General features: G+C 72.9%; 12 protein-coding genes. 5 read left to right on the top strand and 7 right to left on the bottom strand.

The features are described from left to right. Positions 1-6: 6 nt before the first annotated feature. Together AB0C01_RS02125 and AB0C01_RS02130 are read right to left on the bottom strand one after the other, a co-directional pair. Positions 7-1,641 carry an MFS transporter gene (locus tag AB0C01_RS02125; protein ID WP_357245960.1) on the bottom strand — a complete coding sequence of 545 codons (1,635 nt, stop codon included), beginning with the start codon at positions 1,639-1,641 and terminating at the stop codon, positions 7-9. Continuing rightward, positions 1,635-2,330, bottom strand: a complete 696-nt coding sequence (locus AB0C01_RS02130; RefSeq protein WP_357245963.1) for an SDR family oxidoreductase — start codon at positions 2,328-2,330, stop codon at positions 1,635-1,637. Before AB0C01_RS02130 ends, AB0C01_RS02125 begins: the two co-directional genes overlap by 7 nt. Before the next feature lie 154 nt (positions 2,331-2,484). Here AB0C01_RS02130 and AB0C01_RS02135 point away from each other — a divergent pair, with 154 nt between their 5' ends. The 3 genes from AB0C01_RS02135 to AB0C01_RS02145 all read left to right on the top strand — a co-directional run bounded on the left by AB0C01_RS02135 (position 2,485) and on the right by AB0C01_RS02145 (position 5,576). Next, positions 2,485-3,774: a histidine kinase gene (locus AB0C01_RS02135; RefSeq protein ID WP_357569992.1), complete on the top strand. Its 1,290-nt coding sequence runs from the start codon at positions 2,485-2,487 to the stop codon at positions 3,772-3,774. Then, positions 3,762-4,427, top strand: a complete 666-nt coding sequence (locus tag AB0C01_RS02140; RefSeq protein WP_357569993.1) for a response regulator transcription factor — start codon at positions 3,762-3,764, stop codon at positions 4,425-4,427. The genes AB0C01_RS02135 and AB0C01_RS02140 overlap by 13 nt, the downstream gene beginning before the upstream one ends. 87 nt (positions 4,428-4,514) lie before the next feature. Next, positions 4,515-5,576, top strand: coding sequence for a Gfo/Idh/MocA family oxidoreductase (locus tag AB0C01_RS02145; protein WP_357569994.1), 1,062 nt, complete (start codon positions 4,515-4,517; stop codon positions 5,574-5,576). Between the two features lie 112 nt (positions 5,577-5,688). On the opposite strand, the gene AB0C01_RS02150 is transcribed toward AB0C01_RS02145, so the two are convergent. Further along, positions 5,689-5,913, bottom strand: a complete 225-nt coding sequence (locus AB0C01_RS02150) for a hypothetical protein (protein ID WP_357569995.1) — start codon at positions 5,911-5,913, stop codon at positions 5,689-5,691. An 89-nt stretch (positions 5,914-6,002) separates the two neighbouring features. Next, a complete protein-coding gene (locus AB0C01_RS02155; protein WP_357245979.1) occupies positions 6,003-6,251 on the bottom strand; it encodes a winged helix-turn-helix domain-containing protein in 249 nt (82 codons plus the stop codon). A gap of 209 nt (positions 6,252-6,460) precedes the next feature. Here AB0C01_RS02155 and AB0C01_RS02160 point away from each other — a divergent pair, with 209 nt between their 5' ends. Then, positions 6,461-6,664: a hypothetical protein gene (locus AB0C01_RS02160; RefSeq protein ID WP_357245982.1), complete on the top strand. Its 204-nt coding sequence runs from the start codon at positions 6,461-6,463 to the stop codon at positions 6,662-6,664. A 101-nt stretch (positions 6,665-6,765) separates the two neighbouring features. On the opposite strand, the gene AB0C01_RS02165 is transcribed toward AB0C01_RS02160, so the two are convergent. Both AB0C01_RS02165 and AB0C01_RS02170 read right to left on the bottom strand, forming a co-directional pair. Then, the gene (locus tag AB0C01_RS02165) at positions 6,766-6,987 is read right to left on the bottom strand and encodes a hypothetical protein (protein ID WP_030335934.1); all 222 of its coding nucleotides are present in this window, start codon (positions 6,985-6,987) and stop codon (positions 6,766-6,768) included. A 157-nt stretch (positions 6,988-7,144) separates the two neighbouring features. Further along, entirely contained in the window at positions 7,145-8,233 is a 1,089-nt protein-coding gene (locus AB0C01_RS02170; protein ID WP_357245985.1) for a hypothetical protein, read from the bottom strand. Positions 8,234-8,291: 58 nt separating this feature from the next. On the opposite strand from AB0C01_RS02170, the gene AB0C01_RS02175 reads away from it, so the two are divergent. Beyond that, the gene (locus AB0C01_RS02175) at positions 8,292-9,164 is read left to right on the top strand and encodes a hypothetical protein (RefSeq protein WP_357569996.1); all 873 of its coding nucleotides are present in this window, start codon (positions 8,292-8,294) and stop codon (positions 9,162-9,164) included. A gap of 68 nt (positions 9,165-9,232) precedes the next feature. On the opposite strand, the gene AB0C01_RS02180 is transcribed toward AB0C01_RS02175, so the two are convergent. After that, positions 9,233-11,893: an AAA family ATPase gene (locus AB0C01_RS02180; RefSeq protein ID WP_357245991.1), complete on the bottom strand. Its 2,661-nt coding sequence runs from the start codon at positions 11,891-11,893 to the stop codon at positions 9,233-9,235. Positions 11,894-11,947 lie beyond the last annotated feature (54 nt).

The following is an 11,947-nucleotide window of genomic DNA, read 5'->3' on the forward strand; positions in this document are numbered from 1 at the left end:
CCGAGATCACAGCTCTTCGCGGTCGTCGGACAACGTCGGGCCGGCGGCGGCGGGCACGAGGTGCCGCACCTCCGGTTCGCCGTCGGTCAACTCCCGGGCCCGTTCCTCGGCCGCGCGATCCTCGCCGGTCAACCGACCGCCGTGCTGACGCAGGTGTTCGTCCCAGGACGGCACCAGGTACACCTCGACGAACCGGTCCGTCGTCTCGGCCGGCCGGAACAGTCCCCACCGCATCGCGCCGGTCCGCTGCCGCGCCCCGCGCACCTGGTCCATCGCCGCGAGGAACGACCCGGCCCGCTCCGGCCGGACGGTGTACTCCACCGTCACCAGCACCGGCCCCACCCCCGGGTCCGGTTCCTGCGCCAGGTGCAGTTGCGGCCAGTAGGCCGCCGGCTCACGGTTGACCGACCGCAGGTCCGGCAACGGCCAGAGCCGGCTGGACGCGGTGCCGACGAGCATCAGCGCCGCCGCCGCGAGATAGGCGAGGACCAGCCCGGCCATGTCGGCCACCAGTCCCCAGATCAGCGCGCCGACCGCCTGCCCACCGGCGAAACACACCTGGTAGACGGCCAGGCCGCGGGCCCGTACCCAGCTGGGCAGGAAGAGCTGCATCTCGGCGTTGACGTTGGCCAGCACCGTCACCCAGGCCATCCCGGCGGGCAGCAGGGCGAGGAGCACCAGGGGTACCACCCGCACGGTGCCGAGCACTGTCAACGCCACGGTGAACAGCACGCCGGCGATCAGCAGGAGCTGGTTGGCCGACAGCCGGGTGCGGATCACCGCCAGCAGCACACCGCCGGTGATCGCGCCCACGCCGAGAGCCGCCAGCAGCAGCCCGTACCCGCCGGAACCCAACCCCAGCCGCCGGGCGGCCACCAGCGGCAGCAACGCCCACAGCGCGCTGGCCGGGACCACGAAGACCAGCGCACGACGCAGGAGCCGGCGCACGGTCGGCGAGTGGCGTACGTACCGACTGCCGGCGCGCAGGGCGGCCGTGAACCGCTCGGGCACCTCGACCGCGCGGGCGTTGCGGGGCCGCCAGCGCCACAGCGCGTACGCGAAGATCCCGAAGGCGACCGCGTTGATGCCGAAGACCGGGGCGACGCCGGTACGGGCGATCAGCACGCCGGCCACCGCGGGCCCGACGGCCCTCGCCACGTTCACGCTTATCGAACCGAGCGCGGACGCCGACCGGAGCTGGTCCTGCGGCACCAGCTCCGGGATCACCGCCGCCCAGGCCGGCAGGGTCAACGCCTGCCCGACCCCGAACGCGAAGGTGAGGGTGAGCAGCAACGCCGGCGGCATCCGGTCGGTCAGGGTGAGCAGCGTCAACGTCACCGCCACCGCGACCAGGAACAGCTGCACGGCGATCAGCAGGTGCCGGCGGTCGAAGTTGTCGGCCAGCACCCCGGCGGGCAACGCCAGCAGCAGCACCGGCAGCAGGCTGGCGGTCTGGACCAGCGCAACGAGAGTGGACGCGTTGGAGTGGTGGATCAGCAGCCACTGGGCGCCGACCGTCTGCATCCAGGTGCCGATGTTGGCGGCGAGCAGGGCCAACCACAGGTTGCGGTAGACCGCGGTCCGCAGCGGTGCCCAGGCCGACGCCGGACGTTCGTCGGGTCCGGCTCCGGCCGTCACCACCGCCCGTCCGCGCGCAGCACGCGCTCACCGGACACGTAGAGATCGTCGGGTGCGAGCAGCAGCAACCGGACGACCTCGGTGGCGACCTGTTCCGGCAAGGCGTACACCTCGTCCAGGAACTCGGCACCCACCCGTTCCTGCAACCGCGTCGGCATCGGCCCGGGGTGCAACTGCATCACCTTCACCCGGTTGCTGTGCTGCGCCTCGGCCAGCGAGTCGACGAGGCTGTTCCCGTAGCTCTTGGTGGCCCGGTAGACGGGGATGCCGGGCCGGGGGGCCGCCAGCGCCAGTGCGCCGATGTACACGACATTCCCGTGGCCCTGCCGGTGCAGGTGCCCCACCACCTCCCGCAGCAGGTACGTGAGGCCCAGGACGTTGATCTCCACGGCTCGGCGGATGTGCTCCACCGACAGGTCCCCCAGCTCGCCGCCCGCCCACATCGAGGCGCAGGCCGCCACCCCGTCGATCGTGCCGTAGCGCTCGACCACCTCGGCGAACCCGTCGCGGACCTGCTCGTAGGAGGAGATGTCACAGACCGCGCCGTCGCACCCCAGCTCGTCGGTCGCGGCGGCGACCTCGGCCGGCACGTTGCCGAACACCACCACCTGATGCTCGTCGACGAGCAGCCGAGCCACCGCGAGGCCGAGGCCGCTGGTACCGCCGACAACCACGAAGGTCCTGGCACCCATGTCTCTCCAGCCGCCGACCGAAACAGGTCACGTACGCCGCGTTCTTCCCGTTTCCGGAGGCCGCACACGCGATGGGTCGGTAGTGCTGGACCTACCTCGGAAAGTCGATCTGGACGGCTGGGGCGCCCCGTCGTCCGCGATTAGCGTTTGCGGCATGACCACGGAACCCCCCACTCGGCTGGCCGAGGCGCTGCGTCGCCGCGACTGGCTGATCTCCGTCTGGCCCTGGCGGGCACTCGCCTACGCGATCAGCACCCTGCCGATCGCGGGCATCCTCGCCACCGGACTGCTCATCATCGGCGCACCGCTGCTGGCCGCCGCCAACGGGTTGCTGCTGCACGGCCGGCCGCCCGGCGTCGCGCTCCTGCTGTTCCTGGCCGTCGGCAGCCTCAGCCTGCTGGCGGTGGCGCCGATCGTGAGCTTCCCGGTGGCCGTCATCGAGCGGTGGCGGCTCCGGCTCGTGGACGACCGCCCGCTGCCCGCACCGCCGTGGCCGGGTCTGGTCGCCCGCTACCGCAGCGCCGGGGCCTGGCGCGAGGTGGCGTACCTGTTCTGTCTGGGCGGGTTCGTGCCTGTCGTGTACTGGGTGTTCCTGCTGCTGGTGCTACTCGACCTCGGGATGATCACCAGCCCCTGGCTGGCCGGCGACGCCGAGCCGGTCGTCATCTGGCAGCCGATCGAGACCACCGGGGAAGCCATCCCGTACGCGATCGTGGCGGTGCTGCTGCTGCCGGTCCTCTGCTACGCGGCCGGCCTGATCGCCGTCGCCCAGGCAGAGGTGACCCGCTGGGCACTGGCCTGGCCGGTCGACGCGACGGCGCTGCGCGAGGTCGCCCGGTCACGCACCCGACTGGTCGGCGCGTACGAGGCCGAGCGGCGACGGATCGAACGGGACCTGCACGACGGCGCGCAACCACGACTGACCAGCCTCAGCCTTCAGCTGGGCCTGGCCCGGTTGGACGTACCCGAGGACTCCCCGGCCGCCCGGCCCCTCGCCGTGGCACACGACCAGGCTCAGGGCCTGATGGTGATGTTGCGACAGTTGGTGCACGGCATCCGTCCGCAGAGCCTCACCGACCTCGGTCTGGCCGGCGCCGCGAGCGAGCTGGCCGACGTCGCCACCATCCCGGTCACCGTGCACGCCGACGTCGAGGGCGAGTTGCCGGAGATCGTCGAGACCACCGCCTACTTCGTGGTGTCCGAGGCGCTGGGCAACGTCGCCCGACACGCCCGGGCGACCCACGCCGAGGTGCGCCTCAGCCAGGCCGGCGGGGACCTCGTCGTCGAGGTGAGCGACGACGGCCGTGGCGGCGCCGACCCCACCCGGGGCACCGGCCTGACCGGTCTCGCCGACCGGGTCGCCGCCGTGGACGGCCGGCTGCTGCTGTCCAGCCCGCCTGGCGGGCCTACCCTGGTCCGGGTGGAGCTACCGTGTCGTCGATGACCCGAGTGGTCCTCGCGGAGGACGAGGTGCTGCTGCGCGAGGGCCTGGTCGCGCTCCTGACCCGCTTCGAGTTCACGGTGTGCGCCGCCGTCGGCTCCGCGCCCGACCTGCTGGACGCGGCCCGGGAGCACACACCGGACCTGGTGCTCACCGACATCCGGATGCCGCCGGGCCGCCACGACGACGGGCTGCGGGCAGCCGTCGCGTTACGCGCCGAGCGACCCCACCTGCCGGTGGTGGTGCTCAGCCAGTACGTGCAGACCGGGTACGCGGCGGCGCTGCTGGACAGTGGCGACGGTCAGCGGGTCGGCTACCTGCTCAAGGACCGGGTGGCCGAGGTCACCGAGTTCGTCGACACGCTGCGCCGGGTCGCGGCCGGCGGCACCGCCATCGACCCGGACGTGGTGCGCCAGCTACTGCACCGACCGCGTGATCCGCTCGCCGCGCTCTCCGCCCGGGAACGCGAGGTGCTGGCGCTGCTGGCCGAGGGCCGGTCGAACGCCTCGATCGCCGGCCGACTGCACGTCAGCGAAGCGGCGGTCGGCAAGCACGTCGGCAACATCCTGCTGAAGCTCGACCTGCCACCGAGCGACGACACCAACCGGCGAGTGCTCGCGGTGCTCACCTACCTGCGCAGCGACCCGGTGGGCTGACCAGCGCCGGACCGAGGGTGGGGCGTAGATTCGGCGAGCGGTACCGCCGCCGGCGAGGGGCGCGGGCCGGCGAGACGGGGGTACGGCATGACGGAGGCGCTGCGGGTCGGTCTGCTGGGGTACGGGCTGGCGGGTCGGGTGTTCCACGCACCGCTGATCGCCGCGACCCCCGGGCTGCGGCTGGACGCCATCGTGACCCGCGATCCGCAGCGGCGCGAGCAGGCCCGGCAGCACTTCCCGGACGCCCGCCTGGTCGACGACGCCGACGAGCTGTGGCGTACGCCGGACGCCCTGGACCTGGTCGTGGTGGCGACGCCGAACCGGCTGCACGTGCCGATGGCCCGCGCGGCGCTGGCCGCCGGGCTGCCGGTCGTCGTGGACAAGCCCCTCTCCCCGACCGCCGCGGAGGGCCGCGCGCTGATCGGCGAGGCGACCGAGCGCGGGGTGCCGCTGACGGTCTTCCAGAACCGGCGCTGGGATGGCGACTTCCGGACCGCTCGCCGGCTGGTGGAGCAGGGCGAGTTGGGGCGGGTGCTGCGCTTCGAGTCCCGGTTCGAGCGGTTCCGTCCGACGATCAAGCCGGGCTGGCGGGAGCTTGCCGGTCCCGAGGAGGCCGGCGGCGCCCTCTTCGACCTCGGCGCCCACCTCGTCGACCAGGCGGTGCAGCTGTTCGGCCGGGTCGACCGCGTCTACGCGGAGGTGGACCGCCGCCGCGCGGGTGCGGCCGTGGACGACGACGCCTTCGTGGCGTTGACCCATGCCAACGGGGTGCGCTCGCACCTGTGGATGGGCGCGGTGACCGCGCAGCTCGGGCCGCGGCTGCGGGTGCTGGGCGACCGGGCCGGCTACACGTCGTACGGCCTGGACGTGCAGGAGGCGGCGCTGCACGGGGGCGGCCGACCGGACCAGGCGGGTTGGGGCGAGGTTCCGCCGGAGCGGTACGGCCTGCTCGGCGTCGACGGTGACCTGCGGCCGGTGCCGACCGAGCCCGGCGCGTACCAGAGCTTCTACGCCCAGGTGGCGACGGCCCTGCGCGACGGCACGCCGATGCCGGTGGACCCTCGGGACTCGGTCGCCACTGTCGAGTTGATCGAGCTGGCGCACCGGTCGGCCGCCGAGGGCGCGGTACTGCCGGTCCCGACCACCTGACCGGGCCGACCGCCTGCGACTCGTCCCGCCACGTCGATGATCGACTCGGCTTCCGTGATGTCGGGGTGTCAGACCGCCCCGGATACCCCGATGTCACCGAAGCCGAGTGGATCTACAGGTCGGCGTCCGGCTCGGAAAGTGCCTCGTCTGGCTCGGAGAGGAACTCCTCCGGCTCGGGAGGGGCGTCGTCCTGCTCGGAGGGGGCCTCGTCCGGCGCCCGGGCGTCGTCGTCGGTCAGCGCGTCGTCCGACGAGGTGCCGAGGTTGCCGAGCCGACGCTCGGCCTCCCGGACCTCCTCGTCGAGGCCGGGGTTCTCCTCGTCGGGGCTCTGCGACATTGGCGACCTCCATCGGGCACGACCGGCAGGTCTCCGTGTACCCGGCCTGAGGGCGGGAACACGGGCCACCTGGGGCGTCCCTTGATCAGCTACGGCGCCCCTTGATCAGGTGCACCGACGTCCTCGGCGACCCACAGGCCACGGCCCTGAAGACCCACCACCAGGCCACGTGTCTGAAGAACGATGATCGCCCTCTGCACCGTGGTCACGCTGACGTCGTAGAGGCCCGCGAGTTCGTTGTAGGTGGGCAGACGCTCGCCTGCCGCGTACTCCCCGCTCTTGATCCGGGCGGCGAGGTCCTCGGCCACCTCGCGGTATCCGCCGGTAGGTATGGGCATGTGAAGGTTCCTTCGTTCGGCACCCTCCATCCGACCACGCCGACCATTGCTCTTCAAGACCATCATTGCCTTAGGTACTAAAGGTCTCTAACATCGGTGGATGTGGTCGGTTCCTTCGTTCGGCAAGCGGCGGATCGTGCCACCCTTGCTCAGTGCGGCGGAGACGTCGCCTGGGCGGGGCCTGATCGTGTCTACGAAGGGGATCGACGATGTCGATCGATGAGCCCGTATCCACGGCGACCGAGTTGTTCACCGCGGAACGGGTACTGGATTCGCACTGGACGCGGGCTCTCGACCGGCCGTGGCGAGCGGGCGGCTGCTTCGAGTGCAGAGGTCGCTACGACTGCCCACAGCTTGACTGGGCGCTGGCGCTGATGGCACACGTCGCTTCGGTGATGCTCCAGAAGCGGTGAGGTGCACGTCGCCGGCTGGCCGAAGAGCCGAGCGCCGGGCCGGCCGGGGAGCGCACCGGGCGGGGAACCCAGGAGCGTTGCCGGCCCGGCCCGGTGCCGGATCAGCGCTGCTTCAGCTCGCGCCAGGATGGGTGGGTGCCGCGCCACGCATCGGCGAGGATGGCCGCCGAGGCCCGGCTTGGGCACTGCTGCACCCGCTCACGACCCGACGCCCCACCGATCTGGGCGCGGACCTCCCAACCCTGCCCGTCAGTACGGATATACACGTCCCGGCGTCCGCGCGGGGTCGTGTCTCCGTTCCACCAATGCTCCTCGACCTTCATTCGCCGACCGTATAGCAAATTTTGCGCCGAGGGTACGGCGCAGGTGGGCTTATACCAGGGCGATAGCCGTAATTCCGGCGCATTTCGGCCTATGCGTTGACGGAGAGGACCCGCAACGGCAGGTCCTCCCCGTCCTGAGCGACCAATCAGGGCGCGCTCACATGTCGCTGAGTACGCCGGCCAGGGTGTTGGCCAACGCGTCCTGGCCTGCTGGGCTGGGATGCGGCGAACCACCCTCGGCGGTGATCTGGATGTCACCGGGCGTGAACGGCGGCGGGAACGCCACCCGCACGGCCGGATCGAACGGGACGCCGAGCTGGACCGCCCAGTTGAGATCGTTGATCACGGTTCGCACGGTGCCCACCCACAGCGGGTCGATGAGCGGTTGCAGCGTCGACACCGGGGCCGCCGGGACGTAGGACTGCAACCCGGTCGGCAGCAACGACTTGAGCTTCGCCCAAGAATACTGGCCGATGTCGACGTTGGCCGGGGTGATGTCGTAATACAGCATCCAGACGACCTTGTCCGCGCCGGCGGCCAGCAACGAGTTGACGATGAAGGTGGCGTCGGCGGTGATGCCGGCGTACTGGGCCGGGCCGTTGTAACGCGGCACCCCGATGTTGATGTAGTAGTCCTCGCCGGCCGGCAGGTCGATCCAGAAGTTGCAGCCACCACCGTTGGTGACGATGCCCTGCTTGCCGCCGACCGCCGCCCACTCGAAGCGGAACAGTCCGGTGGGGTTCAGGCTCTCCCCGGCGAACTCCAGCGCGCGACACATGGCCAGCCGGATCAACACGGTGTTCCAGTTGGTGTTGTTCACGCCGCCGGTGGTGGCGTGGTAGGCGTGGTGCCCGTCCGCCTTGGCCTTCGCGATCCGCGCGGTGGCGAGGCCGAGCGGGCTGGCCACCCGACCCCAGGCGTTTCCGCAGGCGTCGGGGCCGGCGCGGCCGGCGATGATGTCCCCGGTGCCGTACCCGGTGCGCGCGTAGTTGTCGTAGTCGACGACGCTGGTGTCCAGATCGAAGTACCGCCGGCCGTAGCTGTAGACGCCGTTGTTGCCGGGCATGCCACGGCCGTCGAACGAGGTCATCGGGCAGCCCGGACCCACCCCGAAACCGAACTGGTGGTGCGCGGAACTGATCGAGTCCCCGGTCAGGGTCAGCACCGTGTCGTCCGTGACCGTCTGCACCTCGCGGCAGCGGATCCGGTCCTTGTTGGCGTCCACCAGGGTGGGATTGCCGGCCACGTTGGGGCAGCCGGTCGGCGGCGGGGGTGGCGGCGATGGCGGCCCGCCGGTGGGCCCGGTGGGCGGGTCGGTCGGGTTGGGCGGGTCGGTCGGCTCCGGCGAGCCGCTGCCGCTGGGCGACGCGGACCCGGACGGCGACGCGCTACCGGACGGCGAGGAACTGCCCGACGGGGACGCACTGCCCGACGGCGAAGAGCTGCCCGACGGCGACGCGCTGCCGGATGGCGAGGAACTCCCCGACGGGGACGCGCTGCCCGACGGGGAGGAACTGCCGGACGGCGACGCGCTGCCCGACGGCGAAGAGCTGCCCGACGGCGACGCGCTGCCCGACGGGGAGGAACTGCCGGACGGCGACGCACTGCCCGAGGGGGACGCGCTGCCGGACGGCGACGCGCTGCCGGAGGGGCAGGGCGTTCCGGTGGGCGAGGCTGTCGAGCTGGGTGACGCCGTCGAGCTGGGTGAGCCCGTCGTGGTGGGTGCGGTCGCGGTGGCGGCGGGGGCACGCTTCGCGACCGGCTCCGCCGTGACGGGCGGCCGGGTCGCCCGGGTCGGCGCGGTCGAGGCCGACGGCGTTCCGGTCGGGTCCGGGCAGTCGGCAGCGGCGGCCGCCTTCTGGGTACGGATCTGCGCGAGCCGCGCCTCGACCTCCACCGGAAGTTTCCCGCCCGGCTTGACGCACGGGTCGAGCAACCAGGTCGTCCCCTCCAACTCGCGGGTGCACGGCGGCTCGTCGTACGACGCCCGTTCCGCGCTGGCGGCGGGGGCGGCCGGTGCGCCGCCGGCGGCCGGGGCGACAAGTGCGGTGACCATGGCCACCGACAACGCCACCCCGGCGGCGAAGAGAGCATTGTGGACGCGGGGCGACCTTGTGGGTCGCGGTCCTGGCGGTCCACCCAGGTGCAGTTGGCTCATGCCGTCCTCCAGGGACTGAGGTGCGCCGGTAGTTGTTACCGCACGGTAGGCAGGCGTGCGGTAACCCGGTAGATCAGTCGCCCTTACCTACTGTGGAGGCCGGATCGCACCCGGTGACCTGTCCGGCGCCCCCGGTCGGTCGTGGCCGAGCACCACGGCCAACTCCCGGCGGTTGCGCACACCCAGTTTCGTGAAGACGCGGGCCAGGTTGTTGTTGACGGTGTTGACCGACAGTCCCAACCGGTCGGCGATGCCGCGACTCGGCAGCGTCACCGCGAGCAGGGCCACGTCCCGCTCCCGACGGGTCAGCGTCGCCTCCTCGGTGCCCGCGGCGGTCGCGGTGAGCAGGGGCGTCCGAACCCCTCGGCAGTCCCGGGCCAGCGTCGCGGCCCGCTGCGTCACCGCCACCCGGGGTCGGCCGCGCCGCGCGTACGCCCGGGCGGCGGCACCGAGCACCTCGGCGGCGAGCAGGGTGTGCCCACGGGCGACGAGGTCACCCGCGGCGGTCTCCAGTGCCGGCCCGTCATCGCGTACCAGACCGTCGGCCGCGCCGGCGAGCGTCGACGCCAGCCCGCCGAGCCGGTCGGCGAGAGCGCCCAACCTCTCCCGTACCGACTCGGGCGCGCCCAGCCGCGCGCACTCGTAGAGCGCCACCGCCTCGATCGTCGGCTGCTCGCTGCCCCGCGCCAGGTCGGCGGCGGTACGGGCGGTACGGATCGCGGCGGTGAGATCACCCTCGGCCACCTGCACCCAGGCGCGGTCCAGCTCCACCCACGGGTGGAAGATCCGGTTCGCGGCGCGCTCCCGCGCGTCCGCGGCGGCCAGCCAGCGGCGGGCGCCGGACGGGTCACCGGCCAGCGCGCGGACTCCCGCCAGCGCCGCCCAGTACGTGCGCACCAGGTGGTACTGGTCGTTCTCCTCGACGAGCGCGATGGCCTCCCGCAGGTTCGCCTCGGCGGCGTCGAGCCGTCCCTGGGTCTTGGCGACGATCCCCCGGAATCCGGCCCACACGGCGACCATGCCCCGCGCGTCGCTGGCCACCGCCGCGGAGTAGCCGTGATCGGCCAGGTCGGCGGCGCCGGCCAGCTCGCCGGCAGCGTACCGGGCGTAGCAGAGCCCCAGCCCGACCTGCGCCTCGTTCCACGGCATCCGCTCGGGTTCGGCGGCGAGCACCGCCCGGCCCCGTTCCGCCAGCTCGGCGGCGAGCCCGAGCCGGCCGAGCATCCCGGCCGCCGACGCCGCGCCCATGGTCGCCCAACTGGCCGCCCGTACGCCGGTGTCGGGCCGGGCCAACACGGCCTGGCCGACGGACAGCGCGGCCTCGCACCGGCCGTCGTAGAACAGCACCCACGACCGGGTGGCCTCGGTCAGGTCGTGGCCGGGTGAGCCCGCCGGCACCATCCGCAGCGTCTCGTGCGCCTCGTCGATCCGGTCCAGGCCCCAGTAGAGCAGGCCGGCACGGGTGATCGCCCAGATGGCGAGGCGCTTGCTGCCCGGCGGTGGGGCCGGCGGGAGCATGTCCAGCGCCTCCTGGCTGCGCGCCTGGTACTGCAACACCCGGGCCAGCAGCCACTGCGCCTCCCAGCCCGGCGCGGCGTCGTACGCGGTGCGGGCCAACCGCTCGGCCAGGTCGATGTCGAACCTGTCGATCGCCTGTCGGGCGGCGGCCAGCGCGATGCCCGGATGCCGGACGCTGCCGGACCGGAGCTGCCACACCCCGGCGACCAGCGCGTCGTCCCGCCGGCGCAGCGGCATGCTCGCCAGCACGTCGGCGAGTTGCCCGAACACGGTGCGGGACCGGCTGGCCGGCATGCTGGCGCGCAGCGCCTCCCCGTAGAGGGGGTGGGCCATGCGCAGGGCGGTACGGGCGCCGGAGCGTTCCGCGACCACCATGCCGCTGCGTTCGGCGGCCTCGATCGCGACCGGGTCGGTGAACCGTTCCAGCAGCGCCAGGGAGAGCGGTTCGCCGCAGGCGACCACCTCCAGCACCTGCCGGGCGGCCGGTTCCAGGGCGCGCAGTCGGGCACTGACCAGCTCGGCCAACCGGGGGCTGCCCGACGCAGTGCCGCGCCACCGCCAGACCCCCCGCGACTCGCGGAGCCCGCCGGTGTCCATGGCGTCGGCCAGCAACTCCCGCAGCAGCAGCGGGTTGCCGTCGGCGAGCCGGGTCAGCCGGCGGCGGCTGATCGCGTCGAGCGGACCGGGCGCGGCCTCGTCGAGCAGATGCTCCACGGCGGTGGCCGGCAGCGGGCGTACGTCGAGTCGCCGGCCGGAACCGGCCCACAGCGAGGTGAGCGCGTCGGAGAGCGGAAGGCCCGCCCGGACGGTCGCCACCGCCACGGCCAGGCCGTGCACGGCGAGCTGGTGCAGCAGCCCGGCCGAGGGTTCGTCGAGCAGGTGGGCGTCGTCGATGCCGATCACGATCGGGCGGCCACCGCCGCGCCGGGCGAAGTCGCGTTCGACGGTGACGACAAGCCCCACCGGATCGGCACGCGGTCGGGTCTGCGCGGGGATCAGGTGCGAGACCGCGCCGAACGGAATCGACCGGGCCGCCCCGGTGGCGGAGACCCAGTGACACTCCACGCCGTCCTGAGCCGCGCGGGCGAGCGCCTCCCGCAGCAGCCGCGTCTTCCCCACCCCGGCGTCACCGACCAGCACCAGCCCCGGCATCCGCGACGACACGACGTCCTCGATGATTTTCAGCTCGTCGTCGCGGCCGACGAGCGTCCATTCGCCACGTCCCGGCATGACGACCCTCACCTCGCCCTCGGGCAGCCCTACCGCTCACCCTAGGGGGAGTTC

Source organism: Micromonospora sp. NPDC048905 (assembly GCF_040649655.1).
Taxonomy (GTDB): Bacteria; Actinomycetota; Actinomycetes; order Mycobacteriales; family Micromonosporaceae; genus Micromonospora.